At 56.7% G+C, this 25,002-nt stretch carries 22 protein-coding genes and 2 tRNA genes; 20 read left to right on the plus strand and 4 right to left on the minus strand.

Going from position 1 to position 25,002, the window contains the following annotated elements; all coding sequences use genetic code 11:
* Positions 1-222: 222 nt before the first annotated feature.
* From ftsH to ACW17M_RS18785, 15 genes are all read left to right on the plus strand, one after another.
* A complete protein-coding gene (ftsH, locus tag ACW17M_RS18715; protein ID WP_009287922.1) occupies positions 223-2,238 on the plus strand; it encodes an ATP-dependent zinc metalloprotease FtsH in 2,016 nt (671 codons plus the stop codon).
* A gap of 102 nt (positions 2,239-2,340) precedes the next feature.
* Positions 2,341-3,255 (plus strand): dihydropteroate synthase, encoded by a 915-nt coding sequence (gene folP, locus ACW17M_RS18720; protein WP_400672738.1) that lies wholly within the window; start codon positions 2,341-2,343, stop codon positions 3,253-3,255.
* On the plus strand, positions 3,252-4,601 hold the full coding sequence (gene glmM / locus ACW17M_RS18725; protein ID WP_009287924.1) for a phosphoglucosamine mutase: 1,350 nt from the start codon (positions 3,252-3,254) through the stop codon (positions 4,599-4,601). Before folP ends, glmM begins: the two co-directional genes overlap by 4 nt.
* Positions 4,602-4,722: 121 nt before the next feature.
* Complete coding sequence (gene tpiA / locus ACW17M_RS18730) at positions 4,723-5,472, plus strand: triose-phosphate isomerase (RefSeq protein WP_009287925.1); 750 nt, start codon at positions 4,723-4,725, stop codon at positions 5,470-5,472.
* A gap of 4 nt (positions 5,473-5,476) precedes the next feature.
* Positions 5,477-5,836 carry a preprotein translocase subunit SecG gene (secG, locus tag ACW17M_RS18735; RefSeq protein ID WP_022520708.1) on the plus strand — a complete coding sequence of 120 codons (360 nt, stop codon included), beginning with the start codon at positions 5,477-5,479 and terminating at the stop codon, positions 5,834-5,836.
* A 29-nt stretch (positions 5,837-5,865) separates the two neighbouring features.
* Positions 5,866-5,952: transfer RNA gene (locus tag ACW17M_RS18740), tRNA-Leu, on the plus strand.
* A 160-nt stretch (positions 5,953-6,112) separates the two neighbouring features.
* Positions 6,113-6,189: transfer RNA gene (locus ACW17M_RS18745), tRNA-Met, on the plus strand.
* A 376-nt stretch (positions 6,190-6,565) separates the two neighbouring features.
* Positions 6,566-7,027, plus strand: a complete 462-nt coding sequence (rimP, locus tag ACW17M_RS18750; protein WP_022520707.1) for a ribosome maturation factor RimP — start codon at positions 6,566-6,568, stop codon at positions 7,025-7,027.
* A gap of 72 nt (positions 7,028-7,099) precedes the next feature.
* Complete coding sequence (gene nusA / locus ACW17M_RS18755; protein ID WP_009287927.1) at positions 7,100-8,614, plus strand: transcription termination factor NusA; 1,515 nt, start codon at positions 7,100-7,102, stop codon at positions 8,612-8,614.
* A gap of 27 nt (positions 8,615-8,641) precedes the next feature.
* The gene (infB, locus tag ACW17M_RS18760; protein ID WP_027958246.1) at positions 8,642-11,260 is read left to right on the plus strand and encodes a translation initiation factor IF-2; all 2,619 of its coding nucleotides are present in this window, start codon (positions 8,642-8,644) and stop codon (positions 11,258-11,260) included.
* 18 nt (positions 11,261-11,278) lie between these two features.
* Positions 11,279-11,728 (plus strand): 30S ribosome-binding factor RbfA, encoded by a 450-nt coding sequence (gene rbfA / locus ACW17M_RS18765; RefSeq protein ID WP_027958247.1) that lies wholly within the window; start codon positions 11,279-11,281, stop codon positions 11,726-11,728.
* Positions 11,728-12,648 carry a tRNA pseudouridine(55) synthase TruB gene (gene truB, locus ACW17M_RS18770; RefSeq protein ID WP_457547937.1) on the plus strand — a complete coding sequence of 307 codons (921 nt, stop codon included), beginning with the start codon at positions 11,728-11,730 and terminating at the stop codon, positions 12,646-12,648. Before rbfA ends, truB begins: the two co-directional genes overlap by 1 nt.
* A gap of 150 nt (positions 12,649-12,798) precedes the next feature.
* Positions 12,799-13,068 (plus strand): 30S ribosomal protein S15, encoded by a 270-nt coding sequence (gene rpsO, locus ACW17M_RS18775; RefSeq protein WP_007111823.1) that lies wholly within the window; start codon positions 12,799-12,801, stop codon positions 13,066-13,068.
* 164 nt (positions 13,069-13,232) lie between these two features.
* Positions 13,233-15,401 carry a polyribonucleotide nucleotidyltransferase gene (gene pnp / locus ACW17M_RS18780; protein WP_022520704.1) on the plus strand — a complete coding sequence of 723 codons (2,169 nt, stop codon included), beginning with the start codon at positions 13,233-13,235 and terminating at the stop codon, positions 15,399-15,401.
* Positions 15,402-15,530: 129 nt separating this feature from the next.
* Positions 15,531-16,700 carry an MFS transporter gene (locus tag ACW17M_RS18785; RefSeq protein ID WP_009287930.1) on the plus strand — a complete coding sequence of 390 codons (1,170 nt, stop codon included), beginning with the start codon at positions 15,531-15,533 and terminating at the stop codon, positions 16,698-16,700.
* 30 nt (positions 16,701-16,730) lie between these two features.
* On the opposite strand, the gene ACW17M_RS18790 is transcribed toward ACW17M_RS18785, so the two are convergent.
* Positions 16,731-17,606 carry a LysR substrate-binding domain-containing protein gene (locus ACW17M_RS18790; protein WP_159175961.1) on the minus strand — a complete coding sequence of 292 codons (876 nt, stop codon included), beginning with the start codon at positions 17,604-17,606 and terminating at the stop codon, positions 16,731-16,733.
* Between the two features lie 173 nt (positions 17,607-17,779).
* Between ACW17M_RS18790 and ACW17M_RS18795 the strand changes: the two genes are divergently transcribed.
* The 5 genes from ACW17M_RS18795 to ACW17M_RS18815 are packed head-to-tail and all read left to right on the plus strand — an operon-like array spanning position 17,780 to position 22,159.
* Positions 17,780-18,703 carry an aminotransferase class IV gene (locus ACW17M_RS18795; protein WP_400672759.1) on the plus strand — a complete coding sequence of 308 codons (924 nt, stop codon included), beginning with the start codon at positions 17,780-17,782 and terminating at the stop codon, positions 18,701-18,703.
* Positions 18,696-19,652, plus strand: a complete 957-nt coding sequence (locus tag ACW17M_RS18800; protein WP_039860012.1) for an alpha/beta hydrolase family protein — start codon at positions 18,696-18,698, stop codon at positions 19,650-19,652. Before ACW17M_RS18795 ends, ACW17M_RS18800 begins: the two co-directional genes overlap by 8 nt.
* On the plus strand, positions 19,642-20,211 hold the full coding sequence (locus ACW17M_RS18805) for an RBBP9/YdeN family alpha/beta hydrolase (protein WP_027958253.1): 570 nt from the start codon (positions 19,642-19,644) through the stop codon (positions 20,209-20,211). Before ACW17M_RS18800 ends, ACW17M_RS18805 begins: the two co-directional genes overlap by 11 nt.
* A complete protein-coding gene (locus tag ACW17M_RS18810) occupies positions 20,208-21,611 on the plus strand; it encodes a CoA transferase (protein WP_457547938.1) in 1,404 nt (467 codons plus the stop codon). The genes ACW17M_RS18805 and ACW17M_RS18810 overlap by 4 nt, the downstream gene beginning before the upstream one ends.
* A complete protein-coding gene (locus ACW17M_RS18815; RefSeq protein ID WP_457547939.1) occupies positions 21,608-22,159 on the plus strand; it encodes a 2'-5' RNA ligase family protein in 552 nt (183 codons plus the stop codon). Before ACW17M_RS18810 ends, ACW17M_RS18815 begins: the two co-directional genes overlap by 4 nt.
* 132 nt (positions 22,160-22,291) lie before the next feature.
* Here the strand turns inward: ACW17M_RS18815 and ACW17M_RS18820 are convergent, their stop codons facing one another.
* From ACW17M_RS18820 to panC, 3 genes are all read right to left on the minus strand, one after another.
* Entirely contained in the window at positions 22,292-23,470 is a 1,179-nt protein-coding gene (locus ACW17M_RS18820) for an acetyl-CoA C-acetyltransferase (protein WP_022520696.1), read from the minus strand.
* 220 nt (positions 23,471-23,690) lie between these two features.
* Positions 23,691-24,071 carry an aspartate 1-decarboxylase gene (gene panD / locus ACW17M_RS18825; RefSeq protein ID WP_007111819.1) on the minus strand — a complete coding sequence of 127 codons (381 nt, stop codon included), beginning with the start codon at positions 24,069-24,071 and terminating at the stop codon, positions 23,691-23,693.
* Between the two features lie 29 nt (positions 24,072-24,100).
* Positions 24,101-24,973, minus strand: coding sequence for a pantoate--beta-alanine ligase (gene panC / locus ACW17M_RS18830; protein WP_027958255.1), 873 nt, complete (start codon positions 24,971-24,973; stop codon positions 24,101-24,103).
* Positions 24,974-25,002: the final 29 nt, after the last annotated feature.

Genomic DNA, 25,002 nt, shown 5'->3' on the forward strand with positions numbered 1-25,002 from the left:
CATAGCCAAGATTTATCAGCGCGATTGCCAGACAGGCAAGCGCAACGTGTGTCACATTAGTCGCCATAAGTGCGCGTGACACAGATGGCCCGAGGCATAAGACGCTTTGGCAATGGTTGAACGCTTGATGCTGATGTAATGTCGTATTACTAAGCTTATTGGTAAAAGACTTTATGAAGCACCAGGGTTTAACTGACGGATTCTTGTAATGAGGGTAGCCCCTTGAATGATATGGCGAAGAACCTGATTCTGTGGTTGGTCATCGCGGCCGTCCTACTGACAGTGTTCAACAATTTCAGTACGGAAAGCGCACCGCAAAACACAAACTATTCCCAGTTTGTGCAGCAGGTGCAAAATCAGCAGGTACGTAGCGTAACGATTGATGGTTACACCATCAGCGGTGAGCGCACGGACGGCACTCAGTTCCAGACCATCCGCCCAGCGGCGGAAGATCCGAAGCTGATGGACGACCTGTTGAGCAACAATGTGACGGTGGTGGGCAAAGAGCCAGAGCAGCAAAGTATCTGGACGCGGCTACTGATCGCCAGCTTCCCGATTCTGTTGATTTTGGGCATCTTTATGTTCTTCATGCGCCAAATGCAGGGCGGAGCCGGTGGTGGTAAAGGCGGCCCGATGAGCTTTGGTAAATCGAAGGCCAAGCTGCTCTCACAAGATCAGATCAAGACAACCTTTGCCGACGTGGCGGGTTGTGATGAAGCCAAGGAAGAAGTAGAAGAGCTGGTCGACTTTCTGCGTGACCCAACCAAATTCCAGCGCCTGGGCGGCACGATTCCCCGCGGCGTATTGATGGTAGGCCCTCCGGGTACCGGTAAAACGCTGCTGGCAAAGTCCATTGCGGGCGAAGCCAAAGTGCCGTTCTTCTCTATTTCGGGTTCTGACTTCGTTGAAATGTTTGTTGGTGTCGGTGCATCCCGTGTGCGTGACATGTTCGAGCAGGCCAAGAAGCAAGCGCCGTGCATTATCTTTATCGACGAAATCGATGCGGTAGGCCGTTCACGTGGCACCGGTATGGGTGGCGGTAACGACGAGCGCGAGCAGACGTTGAACCAACTGCTAGTTGAAATGGATGGCTTTGAAGCCAACGAAGGCGTCATTGTTATCGCCGCGACCAACCGTCCTGACGTACTTGACCCTGCGCTAATGCGCCCAGGCCGCTTTGACCGCCAGGTAACGGTCGGTTTGCCGGACATCCGTGGCCGTGAGCACATTCTGGGCGTTCACCTGCGTAAAGTGCCGCTGGGTGATGACGTAAAACCGCAGTTGATTGCACGTGGTACGCCTGGTTTCTCTGGTGCGGATTTGGCCAACCTGGTCAACGAAGCCGCCCTGTTTGCCGCGCGCCGTAATAAGCGTCTGGTCAGCATGGAAGAGCTTGAACTCGCGAAGGACAAGATCATGATGGGCGCTGAGCGCAAATCGATGGTCATGACCGATAAAGAGAAGCTCAATACCGCTTACCATGAGTCGGGTCACGCCATTATCGGTCTGGTTGTGCCTTCCCATGATCCGGTCTATAAGGTAACGATTATTCCCCGTGGCCGTGCGCTGGGGGTCACCATGTTCCTGCCGGAAGAGGATCGCTACAGCCTCTCCCGTCAGCAAATTCTGGGGCAGATCTGCTCGCTGTTTGGTGGCCGTATTGCCGAAGAGATGACGTTAGGCCCGAACGGTGTAACGACCGGCGCCTCAAACGACATCAAGCGTGCTACTGAGCTGGCCCATAACATGGTTGCCAAGTGGGGTTTGTCGGACGAAATGGGCCCGATCATGTACGACGAGGATGAGTCCCATCAGTTCCTCGGTGGCCCGGGTCAGGGTGGTGGCAAGATGAAGTCTGGTGACACCACCACGCGCCTTGATAAGGAAGTCCGCAAAATCATCGACGGTTGCTACGAGCAGGCACGCCAAATCCTGACCGATAATCGCGATAAGCTGGACGCCATGGCCGAGGCCTTGATGAAGTACGAGACCATTGATGCCACGCAGTTGAAGGACATCATGGAAGGTCGTGAGCCGCGCCCGCCGGAAGGTTGGGATGACGGTGACTCATCCGGTGGCGGTACGCCTGTCAACGATGACAAGCCACAAGCGAAGGCTGAAGACGATGCTTCTTCAAACGCTTCTGGAGGCGATGCGTCCGGTGGTGACAGCGAAGAAGATGACGACGGGCCGCGTCGCCGTCCCTCAGACCCGCTAGGTGGCCCTGCAGGCTCATAAGCCAGCACTGCCGTATGAGCCAAAGGCGCCCCGTCATGGGGCGCCTTTTTTGATATGCTGTATACATAACAGCAATGTTTCATTTCTTGATCAGGCTGCAGCATGAAATCAATTCTGGACACGTCCTCTTCACGAAACGCAGAAAATGCTCTCCAACTGCGTTGCGGGCGCCATCTGTTGGATCTCTCCTTTCCCAGGGTAATGGGTATTCTTAATGTGACCCCAGACTCTTTTTCTGACGGTGGCCAGCACGTGGCATTGGATGACGCTTTGCGCCACGCTGAGCGGATGCTGGCCGAAGGGGCGGCGATGATAGATGTGGGCGGCGAATCGACCCGCCCTGGAGCTACCCCTGTCAGCCCCCAGGAGGAGCTAGACCGGGTGGCGCCAGTGGTGGAAATCCTGGTGCGCGAGCTGGATGCGTTGGTGTCGGTGGATACCAGTTGCCCGACGGTTATACGCGAGGCGAGCGAACTGGGCGCTGGTATGATTAATGATGTGCGCGCCTTAGAGCGTGAAGGAGCCCTGCTGGCTGCGGTGGGTAGCGGGTTGCCCGTCTGCCTGATGCATCGCCAGGGCGAGCCGCAGGATATGCAGCAGTCGCCCGCGTATCAGCGCCCGGTCGAGGAAGAGGTGGCGGATTATTTGGCCCGTCGGATTGCTGAATGCGAGGCTGCAGGGCTACGCCGCAACCGTCTACTGATCGACCCTGGTTTTGGCTTCGGCAAAACCGTCGAACACAATCTACGCTTACTCAAATACATGGAGTCTCTGCAATCGCTGGAGCTTCCAGTGCTGGTGGGTATGTCGCGCAAGAGCATGATTGGTAAAGTGTTGGGTCGACCAGTGGAGGAGCGTCTCTCCGGTGGTTTGGCGCTCGCTGCCATGGCGGTTGAGCGTGGGGCAAATATTTTGCGCGTGCATGACGTGGCTGCAACGGTCGATGCAGTCAATATGGCGTGGGCGGTACTACAAGAAGGCTGCGAGCCGCCGCTAAATAAGGAGTTTGACGCATGACAAGGCGCTATTTTGGGACGGATGGTATTCGCGGCACGGTGGGTAAATCACCGATTACCGCTGATTTTATGCTTAAGTTGGGCTGGGCGGCGGGTCAGGTGCTGCGCCGTGATAAAGGTCGAACGCGGGTACTGATCGGCAAAGATACCCGGATCTCTGGCTATATGTTCGAATCCGCCCTAGAAGCTGGGCTTTCTGCGGCGGGTGTGGATGTCTCGCTGCTGGGGCCAATGCCCACGCCGGGTATTGCCTATTTAACGCGCACATTTCGTGCCGATGCAGGCATCGTCATTTCGGCATCGCATAATCCTTTTGATGATAACGGCATCAAGTTCTTCTCCGCTGAGGGTAAGAAACTTCCCGATGACACGGAAGATCGTATCGAAGCGATGCTGGAAGCGCCGCTGACCACGGCCGAGGCCGCGCAGTTGGGTAAGGCAACGCGCATCGACGACGCCGCAGGCCGTTACATTGAGTTTTGTAAATCGACCTTGCCTGACCGGCTTAGCCTGCACGGCCTTAAAATCGTTTTAGACTGTGCTCACGGTGCTACTTACCATATCGCGCCCAATGTGTTCCGCGAGCTGGGGGCTGATGTCACCACCATTGGCTCTGCGCCTGACGGGTTAAACATTAATCAGCAGGTGGGCTCAACGCACCCCGCGGCTCTGCGTGCTTCCGTGATTCAGCAAAATGCTGATTTGGGGATCGCCTTTGATGGCGATGGCGACCGCGTGCTGCTGGTAGATGGCGACGGGCGCGAAGTCGACGGCGACGATATTCTCTATCTGATTGCCCGAGATCGCCACGAGCGTGGCTTGCTCCAAGGCGGCGTGGTGGGCACCCTGATGTCAAACTTTGGCCTGTCGATGGCGCTGGATAAGCTGGGAATCCCCTTTGAGCGCGCAAAGGTGGGTGACCGCTTTGTGATGGAGCGTATGGCCGCCAATGGTTGGGAGCTGGGCGGTGAGTCGTCGGGGCATATTGTGTGCGCCCACGTGCAGACCACCGGCGACGGCATTGTCTCCGCGTTGCAGGTATTGGCGCTGATGATGCGCGAGCAAAAAAGCCTCCCGACACTGTTAAAAGAGTTGGAGAAAGTGCCCCAGGCGCTGGTTAATGTACGTTTGCCCGCTCATGCCAGCGCCAAAGAGGTGATGGCATCTGCGCCGCTTCAGCAGGCAGTGGCTGCGTTAGAGCATGAGTTAGGCGATGAGGGGCGAGTGTTGCTACGTCCCTCAGGTACTGAGCCGCTTATTCGAGTAATGGTGGAAGGACGCGCCCATTTAGACGTCGATCAATTGGCGCATAGCTTGGCCGATCAGGTTCAGGCGCTACTTAATTAAATGTGTTCAGCTAACCGGTTCAGTAAACTGGTTTGGTAAACCCAGCTTGTGGCTATAACAGCGGTTGTCTTGACAAGGCCGCTCCTATACCATTTCGCTCCACCTTGAGTGAGGAGAGTCGATGCGTACGCCTTTAATCGCCGGTAACTGGAAAATGAACGGTTCCGTGGCGTTGATCAATGAATTCGGCCAGGCCTTCTCCGCCGCCGTATCGCCAACGAGCGTGGATGTCGTTATCATTCCGCCGTTCCCCTATTTGGATGCGGCGCGCCACGCGTTTGAAGGTACGGTGCTTTCATTGGGCGCGCAAACGTTGAACCCTATTCACTCTGGGGCGCATACCGGCGAAGTAAGTGGCCGCATGCTAAAAGAGTTTGCGGTCTCTTACGTATTGGTGGGGCACTCTGAACGACGTCAGCTCTACAAAGAGAGCGATGAACAGATCTTTGCACGCCTGCTAGCAGCATTGAGCGTGGATATCACGCCGATCCTCTGTGTGGGTGAGTCCCTGGAGGAGCGCGACGCAGGGCGCACGATGGATGTGGTGCTTCGTCAAGTGGGCTATGTAATGTCCCGCTTAGAGCCCGACCAGCGTAAGCAGGTCGTGATTGCCTATGAGCCTGTTTGGGCCATTGGCACTGGGCGCACGGCAACGCCTGAGCAAGCCCAGGACGTTATGGCAGGCATCCGTGCCTACCAGGCGGGTTTCGATAAGGGCCTCGCCGAGCAACTGCGTTTGCTTTACGGCGGCAGTATGAACGCAAGCAATGCGGCTGAGCTGCTTGCTCAGCCAGATATCGACGGCGGTCTAGTGGGCGGAGCCTCACTCAAGATCGATGATTTTTATGCCATTTGTCAGTCAGCAGGATAACGCCATGCAAGTTGCAATTCTTATGATTCATGTGGTGATTGCGGTCGCCCTGGTGGTACTCATTCTGCTTCAGCAGGGTAAAGGTGCCGAAGCCGGTGCAGCTTTCGGGGGCGGTGCATCACAAACGGTATTCGGTTCGCGGGGTAGTGGTAACTTCCTGTCGCGCACAACGGCTATTTTGGCGGCGGGTTTCTTCGTCACCTCAATGGCGCTAGCTTACTTTGCCACCCAGGCGGGCCAGGCACCGGAAGCAGGTATTCCCGATTCGCGCTTGATCGAGCAGCAGCAAAGCGTCCCGACGCTTGACGACAGGCCTGCGGACGTGGATAATACCGCGCCAGTGCTAGAGGAAAGCAGCGAGTAAGCAGCTGCTGTTTTTTGGCCTCCCCTGATGCCGAAGTGGTGGAATTGGTAGACACGCTATCTTGAGGGGGTAGTGACCGTATGGTCGTGCGGGTTCAAGTCCCGCCTTCGGCACCATCTGTTTTGCTGGCACGCCAGCTTCCCAGAACGTTTCTTTTGTTACCAGAATGCCCATTGGCACCTGAGGCGAAAAAGACAGCTTTAAGTAAGTGGTTCTTGAAGCAAGTAGTTCTTGACGTAAGTGGCTTTAGTGTCTATTATCGTCGACCTAGATTGATGCGGGGTGGAGCAGTCTGGTAGCTCGTCGGGCTCATAACCCGAAGGTCATCGGTTCAAATCCGGTCCCCGCTACCATTTTCTAGTAGCATGTTCTAGATTGTTATTTTTAAGACGTATTGGAAATAACGGTCATTTCAGGTACAGCCTGTTACATGTTGCTAAGACGGTACTGGAAGTAGTACTTAAGAAATGGTACACAAGGTTTCTTTCAAAAAGCCCCTTCCAGTGAAGGGGCTTTTTGTTAGCAGCTTTTGGCTAGCAAGCGCGCCTGGTCGCTGTTTTATTGGCGCCCCCCGCTTTGTTAGCCAGAATATCGTTAGCACGAATATCTTAATAGCGGATGTCGTCCGGAAAACCGGAGACACATTCCCGAGTAACGCCAATCAGCCACCTAGCTTTTCTAATAACTCCTGGCCAGGTGCCTGATGCAACGGCTATAGGAGCTTTGTCTGTGGCCACTAAACACGCTGCGCTTCACGCGCTGATCGAACCTGTTGTTGCTGCCATGGGCTTTGAGCTATGGGGCATCGACCATCTTTCCCAGGGCAAAAATTCGCGGCTGGTGATCTATATCGAGCGCGAGAGTGGTGTCAGCGTGGAAGACTGCGCAGATATTAGCCGCCAAGTCAGTGCCGTTATGGATGTAGAAGACCCCATTCCCGGTGAGTACCGGTTGGAAGTCTCCTCGCCAGGCATGGCACGTCCCTTGTATTCCCTGGATCAGTTTACCCGCTTTCAAGGTCATCACGTCGCGCTGAAATTGCGCACTGCCTTTGACGGGCGGCGCAAGTATCAAGGGCTTTTGGTCGGTGTTGAGGGGGATGAAGTACTGCTACAACTGGATGGCGAAGAGTACTGCTTTCCAATTGAGAGTATTGATTCTGCTCACATTGTACCGCAGTTCGACGATTGACCGGGTGGCGGCGCTGCCGGCAGGCTGCCGGGGTGATGCACATAAGGATAGGTTTTCTGGCGAGGCATACGCATGAGTAAAGAAATTTTAATGGTCGTTGACGCGATCTCCAATGAGAAGGGCGTCCCACGTGATGTCATCTTCGAGGCGGTAGAAGCCGCTCTTGCGAGTGCGTCACGCAAGCGTTTTGAAAGAGAAGAAGCCAATGTGCGCGTGCATATTGACCGCCGCACTGGTGAATACGAAACCTTCCGCACCTGGACCGTTGTGGAAGATGACGAATTCGAAACGCCAGATTATGAAATTAAAGAGAGCATCGCCGAGCAGCGCGATCCGCCGCTGAAATTAGGCGATGTGGTCGAAAAAAGCATCGAAAATGCGTCGTTTGGCCGTATTGCTGCACAAACCGCCAAACAGGTGATCGTACAGAAAGTACGCGAAGCCGAGCGGGCTGAAGTCGTGCGCCAATATGCCGATCGCGAAGGTGAACTGGTTGCGGGCATCGTTAAAAAGACCACACGTGATGGCCTGATCATTGATTTGGGCGAAAACGCTGAGGCGTTTTTGCCGCGCAATGAAATGATTCACGGCGAGCGTTACCGCATGAACGAGCGGGTGCGCGCCCTGTTGGTCAAAGTGGATCCCGATGCACGCGGTGCCCAGCTTCAGCTATCGCGGACGTGTCCCGAGCTGATCATCGAGCTGTTCAAAATTGAAGTGCCAGAGATCGCAGAGCAGTTGATTGAGATCAAAGGTGCTGCGCGTGACCCCGGTTCACGGGCCAAAATTGCGGTAAAAACCAATGATCGCCGCATCGACCCGGTCGGTGCCTGTGTGGGTATGCGCGGTTCGCGCGTTCAGGCGGTCTCTTCGGAGCTGCAAAACGAACGCGTTGATATCGTGCTGTGGGATGACAATCCCGCCCAATTGGTGATTAACGCCATGGCACCTGCCGATGTTGGGTCTATCCTTGTGGACGAGGACGCCCACGCAATGGACGTGGCCGTGGCGCAGGATAACCTTGCTCAGGCGATTGGCCGGAGCGGTCAGAACGTGCGTTTGGCTTCTGAACTTACCGGCTGGCGCATTAATGTCATGACCGAAGAGGAAGCGGAGTCTAAGCGCGATCAAGAGATTGATAGCCTGGTGGACTCTTTTATCCAGCACCTCGATGTGGATGAAGATGTCGCTCGCCTGTTGGTGGATGAGGGGTTCACTACCCTGGAAGAAGTCGCCTACGTGCCGATGGAAGAGATGCTCGAAATCGAAGAGTTCGATGAAGATTTAGTCGAAGCGCTTCGTGCACGTGCGAAAGACGAGCTGCTGACGATGGCAATTGCCACGGAAGAAGCGCTAGACGGTGCCCAGCCTGCAGCAGATCTGCTGGAGATGGATGGCATGGAGCGCCACCTGGCCTTCATTCTGGCCAGTCGCGGCATCGTTACCATGGAAGATCTCGCCGAGCAGTCTGTCGACGATCTGGTCGATATCGAGGAGTTGGACGAAGCGCGCGCAGCGGCACTGATCATGACTGCCCGTGCGCCCTGGTTTGAAGTCGATGACGCATCGGATTCGAACACACAGTAAACAGGTCACGGGCTGAGGAGGGTCAATATGTCAGATATGACAGTTAAAGATTTCGCAGGAAAGGTGGGCCGTGATGTGCCTCGCCTACTAGAGCAAATGAAAGAAGCGGGTTTAAAGCACGCTTCTGAAAGCGATGCTGTGTCTGAAGAAGACAAGCAGAAGCTACTGAGTTTCTTGAAGAAGAGCCACGGCGGTAGCGACACCCCTGAAGCGGGCAAAAACCGCATCACGCTGACACGCAAAACCCGTAGCCGTATCAATACCGGCGAGCGCGGCAAAACCATTGAAGTGCAGGTACGTAAGAAAAAGACCTACGTCAAAAGCGCTGAAGATGAGAAGCCGAAAGCGCCGGAGCCTAGCTATACCGGCCCGCGCCAGCTAGTGGGCGATATGGCGGAAGCCGAAGCTGAGCGCAAAGTGTCTGATGCGCGTGAAGCCGAAGAAAAAGCCGCTGCTAAGAAAGCCCGCGCTGCACAGGTAGCGGAAGCCACCGCGCGTAGCAATAAAGAGGCTGAAGCGACGGCGCAAAGTAACACGGCGCGTAGCAATAAAGAGACTGAAGCCAAGCCGAAAGCGTCTGCAGCAGCCAAAGCACCGGCTACGCCAGACATTCCTGTGCCGAATCTTGAAATCGACGATACGCCGTCCGGTGAGGATATGCCGCCAGCGCCACCGAAAGAGGGCCGCACTGACCGTCGTACCGCTCCGCCCAAGAAGACGGCGGCGAAGAACAAAGGTCGCCGTGACGATGAAGATCGTGGTGATCGCGAAGAGCGCAAGCGCGGTGGCGGCGGTAAGAAGGTAAAACGTGCCGAACAGCGTCGTGGTGGTCGCCGTGGTGGCAACCAGACCGGCAATGGCAAGCACGCTTTCCAGAAGCCGACTCAGCCGATCGTGCGTGAAGTATCGATCCCTGAATCGATCAGCGTGGCGGAATTGGCCGACAAGATGTCGATCAAGGCCAATGAAGTGATCAAGGCCATGTTTAACATGGGCGCGGCGGTTACCATCAACCAAACCATCGATCAGGATACGGCTGCGATCGTGGTGGAAGAGATGGGCCATACACCGAAGCTGGTTAAAGATGACGCGCTGGAAACGGAAATGCTAGAAGGCATCTCCTATGAAGGCGAAGAGATCACGCGTTCACCCGTTGTTACGGTTATGGGCCACGTTGACCACGGTAAAACCTCGCTGCTGGATTACATCCGTAAAGCGAAAGTGGCGACCGGTGAAGCCGGTGGTATTACCCAGCATATCGGTGCCTACCACGTGGAAGATAACCACGGTGGCGTGACCTTCCTGGATACCCCAGGCCACGCGGCGTTTACCGCCATGCGTGCCCGTGGTGCCAAGGCGACAGATGTGGTTATTCTGGTTGTGGCTGCCGACGATGGCGTGATGCCTCAGACGATTGAGGCGATTGAACATTCCAAAGCCGCTGAAGTGCCCATGGTGGTAGCGGTCAACAAGATCGATAAAGATGGTATCGATCTTGATCGCATCAAGAATGAGCTTTCGCAGCACGGCGTGATCTCCGAAGAATGGGGCGGTGATACTCAGTTTGTTCACGTTTCCGCCAAGACCGGTGAAGGTATTGAAGAACTGTTGGAAGCAATCCAACTGGTCTCTGAAGTGCTTGAGCTTAAAGCCGTTCCTTCTGCGCCGGGTAAAGGCGTGGTGGTTGAATCGCGCCTTGATAAAGGTCGTGGTCCAGTCGCTACCGTACTGGTTCAGAACGGTACGCTGAAAAAGGGCGATATCGTCCTGGCTGGTCTGCACTACGGTCGTGTACGTGCGCTGACCAACGAACTTGCCCAGCAAGTCGATGCGGTTGGCCCGGCCATGCCGGTAGAGATTCAAGGCTTGGGCGGCACGCCGGATGCCGGTGATGACTTTATGGTCGTTGCAGACGAGAAGAAAGCCCGCGAAGTGGCTAACTTCCGTCAAGGCAAATACCGCGAAGTGCGCCTGGCGCGTCAGCAGAAGGCCAAGCTGGAGAACATGTTCAGCCAGATGGGCCAAGACGAAGTGGCCAAGGTCAACATCGTCCTCAAAGCCGACGTTCAAGGTTCTCTGGAAGCGATCAAAGGCGCCCTGGAAGAGCTCTCCACCGGTGAAGTTGAAGTCGCCGTGGTCTCTTCGGGTGTCGGTGGTATCACCGGTACCGATGCCAACCTGGCGCTTGCGTCGGAAGCCATCGTAGTCGGCTTTAACGTCCGTGCTGACGCCGCTGCCCGCGAGATCGTTGAGCGCGAAGGCTTGGATCTGCGTTACTACAGCGTTATTTACCAGCTGATCGACGAGGTCAAACAGGCGATGAGCGGTATGCTCGCACCTGAGTGGAAAGAAGAAATCGTCGGTATTGCCGAAGTGCGCGATGTCTTCCGTGCGCCGAAGATTGGTGCCATCGCCGGCTGTATGGTGGTTGAAGGCAGCGTGCATCGTAATAAGAAGATCCGCGTGTTGCGTGATGACGTGGTGATCTACGAAGGTGAGCTCGAATCGCTGCGCCGCTTCAAAGACGATGTGCAGGAAGTGCGCAACGGCATGGAGTGTGGCATCGGCGTGAAGAACTACAACGATGTCCAAGTCGGCGATAAGATCGAAGTCTTCGACCAAGTGAAGGTCGAGCGTAGCCTGTAAGGCTGCGAGGAGCTAAACATGCGCGAATTTAAGCGTACCGACCGGGTAGCCGACCAGCTCCAAAAGGAGCTGGCGGTGCTGATCCAACGAGAAGTGAAAGACCCGCGTTTGGGCATGGTCACGGTTAGCGGTGTCACCGTTAGCCGTGACCTTGGCTACTCCGACGTCTACGTCACTCTGTTGGGTGAGCAAGAGCCCGAGCGTATTAAAGAGAATCTGCAGGTGCTTAAGCGTGCTGCTGGTTTTCTAAGAAGCCAGATTGCCAAGCGCATCAAGCTACGTCACGTACCGGAGCTGCGTTTTCATTTCGATGAGAGCGTGGTGCGCGGTCAGCAGCTTTCTTCATTGATTGATGAAGCGGTGACGACGGATCGTGCACGCTATCAAAACGATGATGACGATTATCAAGACGCTGGCCAAGACAGTGACCCAGACGGCGACGCCCAGCAAAGTGAGGAAACTCGCTAGTGGCGCGTCAACGTCGCGGTTTACCGGTTAATGGCGTACTGCTGCTGGATAAGCCCAAGGGCGTTTCCAGCAACCATGCGCTGCAGCGTGTACGTCGGCTGTTCCAGGCTCAAAAAGCCGGGCACACCGGCACGCTAGACCCGATGGCAACCGGCTTATTGCCGATTTGCCTAGGTGAAGCGACCAAGTTTTCATCGCACTTGCTGGAAGCCGACAAGGTGTATCGCACCCGGGTAGAGCTAGGGGTGATCACCGATACCGGCGATGCAGAAGGCACGATTATTGAGCAGCATGAGGTTCCCAGCCTAAGCGTCGATGACGTGGAAGCTGTGCTCACCTGTTTTCGCGGTGAGATCGACCAAGTGCCGCCGATGTATTCGGCCCTCAAGCATCAGGGCAAAAAACTTTACGAGTTGGCCCGTGAAGGCAAGCAGGTAGAGCGTGCAGCCCGGCGCGTAAGCGTGTATGATGCGCGCCTGCTATCGTTTGAAGGCACTGCTTTTGAGCTGGAAGTAAGCTGCAGTAAAGGCACTTACATCCGCACGTTAGCCGAAGATATTGGCCAAGCGCTTGGCTGTGGTGCGCACATCAGTCAACTAAGGAGGCTCAAAACGGGGCCCTTTTTAGCCGACGCGATGTGGACGCTAGAGGCCTTGGAAGCATTGGCCGACCAAGCGGCACTGGAAGCTGAGCTCATGCCCGTGGATGTGTTGGTGGACCATTTACCGTTACTGACGGTAGACGACACCGCGCATTCTCGTTTGGCCCATGGCCAGCCCGCTGCTCTCGAAACCGGCGCATTAGCCGCGGACGAAGTAGCCCGACTTTATTACGCCGAGACGTTTATCGGCCTTGGCGTAGTGAAAGGTGCTCAGGAAGTGGCGCCTAAGCGACTGTTAAGTACTGTCGCTATCTCGTAAACAGCGTTGCAAGGAGGCGACCGTCTACGTGAAAATTGCAAGATCCGACGTACACGTCGAAACGTGTACGTAGAAAACAGTAGCTTGAGACTGCAAATATGCGTGGTCTCACCCATTCATTTTTAGGCATATTGCTTACTGGAGAGACAGATGGCTTTAACCGCTGAGAAGAAGGCCGAGATCGTCACTGAATACGGCCGCGGCGATAACGATACCGGTTCCCCTGAAGTGCAGGTTGCACTGCTGAGCGCCAACATTAATGGCCTGCAGGATCACTTCAAGACCAACAAACAGGATCACCACTCGCGTCGTGGTCTGATCCGCATGGTTAACCAGCGTCGTAAGCTGCTGGACTACCTAAAGCGTAAAGATTTCGAACGCTATCAGTCCCTGATTCAGCGTCTGGGTCTGCGTCGTTAAACGTTAACGACAACGATTAGAAACGGGCAGCTCCTTGTGAGCTGCCCGTTTTTTTATGTTTCGTGTTTACGGCAAGTAGGGAACTGGTAGCCCTATCGCGCTCCAGCGCCTAGAATGGTAACGAGTCAAAACGACCTAAACGAATAGACAAGTAGATATTGATAATGCTGAAGGAAGTCGCTGTGAATCCGGTAAAGAAAACGTTCCAGTACGGTCGTAGCACCGTCACGCTCGAAACCGGGCGTATTGCTCGCCAAGCTACCGGCGCTGTCATGGTTACCATGGATGACACCGTCGTGCTGTGTACCGTTGTCGCTCGCAAAGAGGCAAACCCGAGCCAACCCTTTTTCCCTCTCTCGGTACACTACCAAGAGAAAACCTACGCAGTGGGCAAGATTCCTGGCGGCTTCTTCAAGCGCGAAGGTCGTCCCACTGAAAAAGAGACGCTGACCTCGCGTCTGATTGATCGCCCAATCCGTCCGCTGTTCCCTAAAGGCTTTATGAACGAAGTGCAGGTCGTCTGTACCGTTCTCTCCACCGACCGTAACCACGATCCGGATATTGCCGCACTGCTGGGTACTTCCGCAGCGCTGAGCATCTCTGGCGTGCCGTTTAGTGGCCCGATTGGCGCAGCCCGCGTTGGTTTTAACGAAGAGAAAGGCTACTTCCTCAACCCAACGGTTGAAGAACTGGCCACCTCTGAGCTCGACATGGTCGTCGCCGGTACTGAAAAAGCCGTGCTGATGGTTGAGTCTGAAGCCAAAGAGCTGCTCGAAGACGAAATGCTGGGAGCCGTTCTGTTCGGTCACCAGGAAATGCAGGTCGCGATCAGTGCCATTAACGAACTGGTTGCTGAAGCGGGCAAGCCGCGCTGGGAGTGGCAGGCCGCCGAAGAGAACCAGGCGCTCAAAGCCGCCATGGCCGATGCGTTTGAAGCTAAAGTGGGCGATGCTTACCGCATCACCGACAAAATGCAGCGTCAGGATGCATTGGCTGAGTTGAAAGACCAAGCGATTGAACAACTGGCAGCCGATGAAGGCGAACCGGTTAACGACAAGTTCAGTAAAGATGACGTCAAAGGTGCCTTTGCTAGCCTGGAAAAACGCGTTGTGCGTTCACGGGTGGTAAAAGGTGAACCGCGTATTGACGGTCGTGACAATCAAACCGTTCGCCCGCTGGCGATTGAAGTCGGTGTGCTGCCGAAAGCTCATGGTTCTGCCATCTTTACGCGTGGTGAGACCCAGGCGATTGCCGTAGCAACACTGGGCACGCTGCGTGATTCACAGCTAATCGAATCACTGGAAGGTGAGCGTAAAGACCGCTTTATGCTGCACTACAACTTCCCTCCCTACTCGGTGGGTGAAGCTGGCTTTATGGGTGGCCCGAAGCGTCGCGAAATCGGCCATGGCCGCTTAGCGCGTCGTGGTGTGCAGGCAATGCTGCCGTCAGAAGACGTCTTCCCCTACACCATTCGTGTGGTGTCTGAAATTACCGAGTCTAACGGCTCCAGCTCCATGGCCTCTGTATGTGGCTCTTCGCTGGCCCTGATGGACGCAGGCGTGCCGTTAAAAGCACCGGTCGCCGGTATTGCCATGGGCTTGGTAAAAGACCCGGACGGTTTTGCGGTATTGACCGATATTCTGGGTGACGAAGATCACCTTGGCGATATGGACTTTAAAGTTGCCGGTTCCGAAGAGGGCGTCACCGCCCTGCAGATGGACATCAAGATCGAAGGCATCAACGAAGAGATTATGGAGCTCGCGCTGCAGCAAGCACTGACCGCGCGACTGAGTATTCTCGAGCAAATGAATGTCGTGATCAGCCAGAGCCGTAGCGATGTCTCCGACAACGCGCCGTCCATGGCAACGATCAAAATCGATCCGGACAAGATCCGTGACGTTATCGGTAAAGGTGGCGCAACCATTCGCAAAATCTGCGAAGACACCGGCGCCTCTATTGATCTCGACGACGATGGCACCGTGCGTATTTACGCGGAAGATAAAGCCGCCGCCAAGCGCGCCATCGACACCGTACTGGCGATTACCGCTGAAGCGGAAATCGGCAAGCTGTATCACGGCAAGGTCGTGCGTATTGCTGACTTCGGTGCGTTCGTTAACATCATGCCCGGCACCGATGGCCTGGTTCACATCTCGCAAATCGTTGCCGAGCGGGTTAACAACGTGCGCGACTTCTTGAACGAAGGCGATGACGTGGTCGTTAAGGTGCTGGATATCGACAACCGCAACCGCGTGAAGCTGTCGATGAAAGAGATCAGCGAAGAAGAGAAAGCCGCTTTTACCGCGGAAGCAGCGGAAACTGAAGCGGCGATTTAAATCGCTAGCTAGGTTTCTGAGAACGCCCTCGTAGCCTCTGGCTACGGGGGCGTTGTTTTTGCGGGGTATCGGCTTTGTATCAGATATAGATTTGTTAGCCGGGATTTAGAGAAAATCAAGGAGCTGCAGATGGAGCTGGAACAAACGCCGCGCTGGTGGGCGGTGGTGGCCGTGATGATCGGCATTTTTTTACTGGTGACCGCAGAGCAGCTGCCGATTGGGTTGCTTTCCCAGGTGGCATCTAGCATGGGCGTTACCCCCGGCATGGCGGGCTTAATGGTCACCGTGCCCGGCGTGGTCGCTGCCTTTTCAGCCCCGCTGCTGCCGGTAGCGGTGGGGCGCTTGGACAGGCGCATTATGCTCACGGCATTGATGGCCGTAATGGTGGCCGGGAGTGTGCTATCGGCATTGGCCAGCAGCTTTATCCTGTTGCTTGCCGCCCGCGTGCTTGTGGGGCTTAGTATTGGTGGCTTTTGGGCGGTGGCGGGCAGCATTGCCCCACGCCTAGTGCCAGAGGCTCAGGTGCCAAAAGCGATGACGATGATTTTTGGTGGTGTCGCGGCGGCCTCGGTGCTGGGTGTGCCACTGGGCACGCTGCTGGGGGATCTAAGCAACTGGCGGGTCGCCTTTGGGGCGCTGGGAGGGCTAAGCCTGTTAACGGCAGCTGCGCTGTGGTTTTGGCTACCGCCGCTACCACCGCGAGAACCTGTGCGTTTGCGGGTATTGGCGCAGCAGTTTAGCAATCGCGGTGTGCGAGTCGCGGTGTTAACCACCGCCTTTGTAGTGGTTGGCCACTTTGCCGCCTACACCTTTATTAGCCCCATCCTGCAAGAGATCAGCGGTATTTCCCAGCGCCATGTGAGCAGTCTGCTGCTGCTTTACGGGGCGGCAGGCATTGTGGGCAATATTGCGGCAGGCATGTTTGCCGGGCGCCACCCCTACCGCGCTGTGCTGGCGATTCCCAGCCTGTTGCTTATCGTCGTCGCCGTGTTCCCGCTGCTGGGTGTTCAGCCGAGCAGCGGTGTCATGTTGCTTATGATGTGGGGCGCGGTGTTTGGCAGCGTATCAGTCAGCATTCAAACTTGGATTATACGCACAGCACCCAACACCGAAGCCGCCACAGCGTTGATGGCGTTTACCTTCAATATGTCGATTGGTTTGGGTGCCATGTTGGGTGGGCGTATCGTCGATGGCACTAGCCTTCCCATTGCCATGTGGGCCGCATCCGGATTATTCCTGTTGGGGGCGCTGTTGGTCTGGCGAACACCGTCACGCATCGTGGGGGAGAAGCGTCGTTAAGTAAGCGATAAATAATGCGCAAGTATCTGGCTATGTTGGCTGCTCGCGCAGCCAACTACGCAAATTATCCAAACGGCGATCCTCGCGCAGTGCATCTGGGTAGACTAACCAGAAACCAACGTCTGCGTTGACTGGATGTTCGAATACCGACGTTAGCCGCCCCAATCGCACGGCGCTATCGGCCAGCTCGCAGACCACTATCGATACACCCACCCCATCGGCGGCGGCCTGCAGGGTTAATCCTCCGGAATCCACCTGCGTGACCACAGCGGGTTTGAAGGGGCCGTCGGGAAGGCTCTCCATCCAGCGTTGCCATGTCAGGCAGTGGCGGGAGACAAACAGATTGGCCTGGCTGACACGGTCAAGGCGATCGCGATGGGAGCCGGTAGCAAAGCCTGGACGGGCATAAAGGTCGATGGTTGCTTCAAAGAGGAGATCGGCCTGTAATTCCGGCCAATGCCCGTTGCCGTACCAGATGCCCACATCGGCCACCCCCGCGGCAAGGTCTACCTCATCCTGCGTAGTGGATATCTCAAGCGAGAATCCACGCCGCTCGAAGGGATACAGGCTTAACCGTGGCGACAGCCAGTTGGTTGCAAAAGTAGGCAACATGTTGAGACGTAGCGGCCCGTCACGGCGTTTTTGGCGAAGTGAGTCAACCCCTTTGGCAATCTGCGTAAAGCCTTGTTGCAGGTAAGGTGTTAGCTTGTGTCCCGCGTCGGTAAGCTCAAGACGCGTTCCTGTTCGGCGCAGAAGCACGACGCCAAACAACTCCTCCAGTATGCGCAGTTGGTGACTGACGGCCGAAGGAGTGACCGAAAGCTCCATGGCCGCTTCCTTGATTGAAAGATGCCGCGCCGTCGCCTCAAAAGCGCGTAGAGCATTTAATGGCACAGGAATCCGCATAATCGCTACCCCCACCCTCGAAGGTTGATAAACAGATCATACAAGAAGCCGCGCTGACCACGCTGTAAAAATCGCTGAGCAAAATTCAGCCCAGTTTGAGATTTACTCACTCGTTTTTAAAACATATAGAGGACAGACTGACGATATCGATAATCTGCTACTGGGTGGGTGCCATGCTAAACGCTCTTGATGACCGAGATGGGTTGATCTGGCTCGATGGTGAGCTGCTTCCTTGGCGTGAGGCGCGCCTGCACGTGCTTAGTCATGCGTTACACATGGGGGGAGCGGTATTCGAAGGCATGCGTGCCTACGGGCGGCGTGTTTTTCTGGGTGACGCGCATTTGGAGCGTTTAGAGCGTTCCGCCGCACTACTGGACTATCGGCTGCCCTGGTCGCACCGCGAGCTCAGCCAAGCGATTGACGCGGTGCTATGGGCCAATCAGCTAACCGATGCGTATATCCGCCCTATCGCCTGGCGTGGCGCGGATAGTGTGTCTATCGCGGCGCCTCAAGCACGTGTCCATGTGGCGATTGCCGCTTGGGATTGGCCTACGGCGGCGTCCCAGGGGCGGGCAGAGGTAGGTATTCGGCTGCAGTTGGCCAACTGGCGACGCCCGCCCCCTAATACGGCGCCTACTGCCTCTAAGTGTTCTGGACTGTATATGATCGGCACGCTAGCCCGCCATGCGGCCTTGGCAGTAGGCTGTGATGATGCGTTACTGCTCGATAGCGACGGCTTAGTCGCTGAAACGACAGCCACTAATCTGCTTTTGGTCAGTGATGGCGTACTGGTAACCCCACTGCCGACCTGTTTTCTTGATGGCATCACCAAGCGCCATGTGTTGGGTTTGGCACGTCAGAGAGGCCTGTCGGTAGAGGAGCGAGCGGTTACACTCGAGGAGCTGCGTGCTGCAACCGAAGTGTTGACTGCCGGCACCTCGGTCGAGCTTCAGCCGGTGGTGGCATTGGTGGAAGATAAGGCGAAGACCGAATGGCCCGTGGGCCCTGTCACCCAGCAACTGATTGCGGACTTTCATGCTACGGTCACTGGGGCTAAGAACGGTATAGCTGCAAGGCGACAGAACATTGATGCCTGAGCCCGTCTATATCAGCGCGGCGGATAGTTATGCGCTGCGCGGGTGGGTATGGCGCCGACCTTGTGTTTCGTCGTCTCACCCTGGCCCCGTGGTGATCATTAACACCGCCACCTCGGTGCGCTGCCGCTATTACATGCCCTTTGCTGATTATTTGTATCAGCAAGGGTGGGACGTAGTGACCTACGACTACCGGGGAATCGGCGATTCGCGCCACCATTCGCTGCGCAAACTCAAGGCCGACTGGATCGACTGGGGGCAGCATGATTTTGAAGGCGTTCTACGCTACGTCGCCAGACGTTTTCCTGGTCAGCCTGTCGATGTGGTGGGTCACTCTGCGGGCGGTTTCGTGATTGGCTTTGCCCAGTCCGCCCATCGCGTGCGTCGCATCTTCACCATGGGCGCACAGTATGCCTACTGGCGGGACTACGCACCCGAGGCTCGGCGATCTATGTTCTTGCGTTGGCATCTAGCGATGCCACTGTTGGCACTTTTGGTCGGCTACGTACCCGCCAAGCGTCTGGGGTGGATGGAAGATACACCCAAAGGCGTAGCACTGGATTGGGCGCGAATGGGGCCGCGCTTTGAGCACAACGTGCGGCGTAAACGTGAAACACCTGAGGGTGAGCCCGAAGCTGAGATGCTGGTGCGGGGCTTCACGCGTGTGCAGGCACCGATTTTGGCGCTGGGCATCGATGATGACCCTTTCGGCACTCGTCCCGCGCTTGATCGCCTTCTAGAGTATTACAGTAGTAGCGAACGCTATCACCTGCGGCTAGCGCCAACTGCGGTGGGCCAGCCAAGCATCGGTCATTTCGCTTTTTTCCATAAGCGCTTTCGCGACGTGCTCTGGCCACTTGCCATGGAGTGGCTGCGCACCGGTAATCCGCCCACGACTTTTCCTGGCGAGCTGCGCTATCGACCGCGTAAGGAGACCTGCAATGACAACTAACAAGCCAGCGACCCAGCTGCTATTTCTGCCCGGTCTCGGCAATTCTGATGCCGACCACTGGCAGTCACTATGGGGGCTAAAGCGGCCTAATAGTCTCCGTTTTCAGCCTGGCTCCTGGGATGAGCCGAATCTCAACGATTGGCTGCAGGCATTGGATACCGCCATTGATGAAGCTGAGGCACCGGTGTTGCTCGTTGCTCACAGTCTTGCGTGCCTGCTGGTGGCGCACTGGGTACAGGAGGCCAATAGCAGCGATGAAAGAGCTCATCGATTGGCGCAGGTAAGCGGCGCGTTGCTGGTGGCAGTACCTGACCCTGGCGCAAAGGCTTTCCCACCCGAAGCGAGCGATTTCCGCAACGCTCCTGCTCGGCCTCTGCCATTTCCAGCGCTGGTTGTAGCCAGCAGTGACGACCCCTATGCGACGACGGACTATGCCCGGCAGCAGGCTGCGACATGGCAAGCCGACTTTGTTGACGTGGGCGCCTGCGGGCATATCAACGCCGCAAGTCAGTTGGGGGAGTGGCCTCAGGGGTGGGCGTTGTTGGAGGCATTAGCATGAGTTTTCATACGATGACAGCACGCGATGCACTGACTGCGCTCTGGTCACTGGGTGGTTTGCCGGCGGAGGCTTTGGACAAGATCACGTTGACCGGCCATGATCCCGTTTTCCCATCGTCGTTTGCCGTTGGCGCCGCCGCGCAAACGACGATCGCTGCCGCGGCGCTTGCCGCCTGCGAGCTGGGGCATTCACGCGGGGCTTCCCGCCAGCCAGTCGCGGTGGAGATGGCGCACGCTGCCGCTGAGTGCTTGGGGTGGTTCAGCCTGGATGACCAGGAACCCAGCCTCTGGGATCCGTTCTCCGGCTTATATCGCTGCGCCGACGGGCACGTTCGTGTACACACCAACTTTCGTCACCATCGCGATGGCGCGCTCCGATTACTGGGCCTGGATAAGAGATCGGCGACACGCGAAGATGCAGCGCAAGCACTGTTGAGCTGGCAGGCGCTGGCGTTCGAGCAGGCGAGCACTGAGCGTGGCCTAGTGGCCACGGCGCTGCGTCGCTTCGATGAGTGGGATGTAACGCCCCAGGGCCAGGCCATCGCATCGCAGCCCCTGATGACGATCACCCGCATCGGCGATGCGCCGCCTCGCGCGCTGCCAACTCTGGCAAATAACGCCCGTCCGCTCACAGGAGTGCGGGTGCTCGACCTCACTCGCATCCTGGCTGGGCCGGTGGGAGGGCGGGCGTTAGCTTCATTGGGTGCGGATGTGATGCTGGTGAACTCACCTAACCTTCCCAATATCGCTGCCATCGCCGAGACCAGCCGGGGCAAACGCTCGGCGCATATCGATTTACGCACCGCTGCCGGGCGAAAGTTACTATGGCGGCTCATTGAGGATGCCCAGGTATTCTCTCAGGGCTACCGCCCTGGCGGGCTGGCCGCACTCGGTTTTTCTCCTGAGGCCCTGGCTGCTCGTAGGCCCGGCATTGTCAGCGTGTCGCTCACCGCCTACGGTACTCAGGGCCCCTGGGCCAATCGCCGCGGTTTTGACTCGCTGGTGCAGACGGCGATGGGATTCAATCATGCTGAGGGTGAAGCGGCCGATGACGGCAAGCCACGCGCGTTGCCGATGCAGATTCTCGACCAGGCCAGTGGCTTCCTGATGGCCTTCGGGGTAGCTGCCGCCCTGTGGCATCAGCAGCACGAAGGGGGGAGCTGGCATGTGCAGGTTTCGTTGGCGCAGACTGGTCACTGGCTGCGCGGGTTGGGGCGCGTCGAGGGAGGTCTTGACTCTGCTAGGCCCGACTTTGCGCCCTGGCTGACAAGTGATATTTCTGGCTTCGGCCTGTTACGCGCGGTGCGTCCCAGCGCGCAACTGCTGCGCACGCCAGCAGGCTACGCACGGCCCTCGATGCCACCTGGCACGGATGCGCCGAACTGGACGATGCAGTCATGACCCGAGTGGCACTGCAAGCGGCCTTGATCGTTCCTGTTCGCGAAGCCGAACCCGTGGTTGGCGAGCTTCGTCAGCGCTATGATGCCACAGCGGCTATAGGCGTGCCCGCGCACATAACGCTACTTTATCCCTTTGTATCACCTAACGAGATTGTCGAGAAAGATCTTCGCAAGCTTAAAGCGATTGCTAAACAAACCACGGCTTTTGAGTTTTGGCTATCGGGTGTGGGACGATTCACGGACACGGTGTATCTTCAGCCAAGCCCTAGCGCTCCTTTTATCTCGCTGATTAAAGCATTCGTCGATGCCTTCCCAGACTACCCACCCTACGGTGGTCTCCATACGGGCAGCATACCTCACCTCACCGTCGCCAGAGAGAGTGGGCCAGAGGCACTCGAACGAATAGAAGATGAGGTGCGTTTGTTGATGGCGAAACAGAGGGCGATTCAGTGTTACTGCAACAGTTTTGCGTTGATCGTGAATACTGAGGGGAGATGGGTGACTCAACAACGATTTTCTCTTGTCGCGTCAGAGGCCAATGGCGACTAGTGCCATTTAGCTCGGTAATGATGATGTTAGTAGAACAAGATAAAGAGGTTTGTGCATCCCGAACGGAAAAAGCCCTCATCAATTGACAAGGGCTTATATTAGTTCTTAGCTAAGCGAGCGAAGGGTAGGTTTTTAAGGCCGCTCGATAGCCAAGGCTACGCCCTGACCGCCGCCGATACACAGCGTCGCGAGGCCTTTCTTGGCGTCGCGGGCGATCATTTCGTGAAGCAGCGTGACCAGTACGCGGCAGCCGGAGGCACCGATGGGGTGGCCTAGGGCAATCGCACCACCGTTGACGTTCACTTTAGACGTATCCCAGCCGAGCTCTTTGTTGACGGATAGCGCCTGGGCGGCAAACGCTTCGTTGGCTTCGACCAAGTCCAGGTCGTCCAGGCTCCAGCCGGCTTTTTCCAAGCAGCGGCGAGTGGCCGGTGCGGGGCCGATACCCATAATGGCAGGGTCAACGCCTGCGTTGGAGTAAGCCGCTATGCGTGCCAGTGGCTCTAGCCCCAACTGCTTAGCTTTTTCGGCGGAGCAGAGCATAACCACCGCCGCGCCGTCGTTGAGCGCCGAGGCGTTACCGGCGGTAACGGTGCCGTCTTTCTTAAACGCAGGGCGCATGCCGCCAAGCTTCTCCGCGGTCACTTCCCGTGGATTCTCGTCGGTATCAAACACCACCGGGTCGCCTTTGCGCTGGGGAATTTCCACCGGCACGATTTGGCCTTTGAACTTACCTTCTTTGATGGCGGCAGCTGCTTTCTGCTGCGAGGCTGCGGCGAACTCATCCATCGCTTCGCGAGTGATGCCGTACTTCTCGGCTAAATTCTCGGCGGTAATGCCCATATGGTAGTTGTTGAACGCATCCCACAGGCCGTCGTGCACCATGGAATCAATTGCCTTCCAATCGCCCATGCGCTGGCCGTTGCGAGAATTGGGCAGTACATGGGGGGAAGCGGACATATTCTCCTGGCCGCCGGCCAGAATCAGCTCGGCATCGCCGCAGCGAATGGCCTGCGTAGCGAGATGCAGTGCCTTAAGGCCTGAGCCACACACTTTGTTGATGGTCATGGCCGGTACCGAGTCCGGTAGGCCGCCTTTGATAGCCGCTTGGCGCGCCGGGTTTTGACCAACGCCCGCGGTGAGCACCTGGCCCAGCAGTACTTCGTCAACCTGATCGGGAGAAACGCCGGTTGAGGCAAGGATATCCTTGATCACCAAAGCGCCTAGGTCGCTCGCTGGAATACCTGCGAGGGAGCCGCCGAAAGCGCCCACAGCGGTGCGGCGTGCCGCAACAATGACTACTTCTTGCATAAGATGACTCCTGGAGTAATTAACAGACAGTCTGATACCAGATGCCCGATAGGCGTGCTCTGTCAGCCGTACTCTTTTATTCGTACTCTGTCAGCCGTCTCTTCAGCATAGGGGAAGGTGGTGCGTTGCGGCAATAAACCTTTATGGGCAAATAAAAACGGGCCAACATGTGGCCCGTCAGAAGAAAGCATTAGAGGCGCTAAGATTAGGCCAGTTGTGATCAGGCCAACTGTACCGGGATAATATTGCTGGTGTGGCTGACGTGGTTGCCTTCCTGGAGATACACCAGAGCAGGCTGGTGGTTTTCCAGTTCGGCTTCGGAGTAGTGGGCATAGCTGCAGATAATGATCCGGTGGCCAGGGGCGGCGAGGTGGGCCGCAGCGCCGTTGATCGAAATGAGCTTGGAGCCTTCCTCACCGCGAATGGCGTAAGTGGTAAAGCGTTCGCCATTCTCGACGTTGTAAATCTGGATCTGCTCATTTTCACGAATACCCGCCATATCCAGCAGGTCGCCGTCGATGGCGCAGGAGCCTTCGTAGTTAAGCACCGCGTGAGTGACGCGAGCCATGTGCAGCTTGGCTTTGAGCATAATAGTATGCATGTGAGTTCCTATTTTTACCCGTTGTTTGTTTATTCTCTGCCAGTAGTGGCAGCGCTGGCCGGGAGTTGAACAGTGAGGTTGTCGATTAATCGCGCCGGGCCCAGCTTGGCGGCGGCCAGCAGTACCGCATGGCGGGTCGCTAGGTTAATGGGGCCTAGCGTGACATCGCGCAGTTCCAAATAGTCCAGCGTAAAGCCCGCATCATACAGCGCGGTGTTGCCCTGGTGTAGTACCTTTTCGATAGGTTCTCCGCGCTCTAGCGCATCGCGAAGCGTACACAGCGTGCGGTAAAGCGCAGGGGCGATTGCACGCTCCTCGCTACTTAAATAGCCATTGCGTGATGACAGTGCCAGGCCATCTTCTGCGCGCACGATGGGCACGCCGATAATCTCGATCGGCATGTGCAGATCGCACACCAGCTTACGAATCACCGCAAGCTGTTGGTAATCCTTCTCCCCAAAGCAGGCGACGTCGGGCTGCACCAAATTAAACAGCATGCTAACCACGGTGGAGACACCGTCAAAATGGCCGGGGCGTGAGCCACCACACAGACCCTCACCCACCACGGGCACATGCACGCGGGTCTGGGCGTCCAAGCCGTTGGGGTAGAGCGAGCTCACCGCCGGGGCGAACAGCACGTCGCAGCCAGCCTCGATAAGCTGCGCTTGGTCGGCATCAAAGGTACGCGGGTAACCGTCTAAATCTTCGCCTGGGCCAAACTGCATCGGATTGACAAACAGGCTTGCGACCACGATATCGGCGTGCTGGCGCGCGCAGGCGACCAGCGCTAGGTGCCCGGCATGTAGGTTGCCCATGGTGGGTACCAGGGCAATACGCTGGCCGCGTTGGCGGTAATCTCGCAGCGTGCTGCGTAGCTGATCAATGTCTCGCAAAGTGCGCATAGTCGTTTCGTATTAGTGACAAAAGGTGG

This window comes from Vreelandella sp. 2A-K22 (assembly GCF_054065485.1).

Excerpts from the sequence above, each read along its gene's own strand:
- ACW17M_RS18795 (WP_400672759.1), top strand. The coding sequence starts at position 17,780 with ATGCTAAACGCTCTTGATGACCGAGATGGGTTGATCTGGCTCGATGGT.
- rbfA (WP_027958247.1), top strand. The coding sequence starts at position 11,279 with ATGCGCGAATTTAAGCGTACCGACCGGGTAGCCGACCAGCTCCAAAAG.
- pnp (WP_022520704.1), top strand. The coding sequence starts at position 13,233 with ATGCTGAAGGAAGTCGCTGTGAATCCGGTAAAGAAAACGTTCCAGTAC.
- panC (WP_027958255.1), bottom strand. The coding sequence starts at position 24,973 with ATGCGCACTTTGCGAGACATTGATCAGCTACGCAGCACGCTGCGAGAT.
- ACW17M_RS18800 (WP_039860012.1), top strand. The coding sequence starts at position 18,696 with ATGCCTGAGCCCGTCTATATCAGCGCGGCGGATAGTTATGCGCTGCGC.
- nusA (WP_009287927.1), top strand. The coding sequence starts at position 7,100 with ATGAGTAAAGAAATTTTAATGGTCGTTGACGCGATCTCCAATGAGAAG.
- infB (WP_027958246.1), top strand. The coding sequence starts at position 8,642 with ATGTCAGATATGACAGTTAAAGATTTCGCAGGAAAGGTGGGCCGTGAT.
- ACW17M_RS18785 (WP_009287930.1), top strand. The coding sequence starts at position 15,531 with ATGGAGCTGGAACAAACGCCGCGCTGGTGGGCGGTGGTGGCCGTGATG.
- secG (WP_022520708.1), top strand. The coding sequence starts at position 5,477 with ATGCAAGTTGCAATTCTTATGATTCATGTGGTGATTGCGGTCGCCCTG.
- panD (WP_007111819.1), bottom strand. The coding sequence starts at position 24,071 with ATGCATACTATTATGCTCAAAGCCAAGCTGCACATGGCTCGCGTCACT.
- ACW17M_RS18815 (WP_457547939.1), top strand. The coding sequence starts at position 21,608 with ATGACCCGAGTGGCACTGCAAGCGGCCTTGATCGTTCCTGTTCGCGAA.
- ACW17M_RS18820 (WP_022520696.1), bottom strand. The coding sequence starts at position 23,470 with ATGCAAGAAGTAGTCATTGTTGCGGCACGCCGCACCGCTGTGGGCGCT.
- ACW17M_RS18790 (WP_159175961.1), bottom strand. The coding sequence starts at position 17,606 with ATGCGGATTCCTGTGCCATTAAATGCTCTACGCGCTTTTGAGGCGACG.
- glmM (WP_009287924.1), top strand. The coding sequence starts at position 3,252 with ATGACAAGGCGCTATTTTGGGACGGATGGTATTCGCGGCACGGTGGGT.
- ACW17M_RS18805 (WP_027958253.1), top strand. The coding sequence starts at position 19,642 with ATGACAACTAACAAGCCAGCGACCCAGCTGCTATTTCTGCCCGGTCTC.
- folP (WP_400672738.1), top strand. The coding sequence starts at position 2,341 with ATGAAATCAATTCTGGACACGTCCTCTTCACGAAACGCAGAAAATGCT.
- ACW17M_RS18810 (WP_457547938.1), top strand. The coding sequence starts at position 20,208 with ATGAGTTTTCATACGATGACAGCACGCGATGCACTGACTGCGCTCTGG.
- rpsO (WP_007111823.1), top strand. The coding sequence starts at position 12,799 with ATGGCTTTAACCGCTGAGAAGAAGGCCGAGATCGTCACTGAATACGGC.
- tpiA (WP_009287925.1), top strand. The coding sequence starts at position 4,723 with ATGCGTACGCCTTTAATCGCCGGTAACTGGAAAATGAACGGTTCCGTG.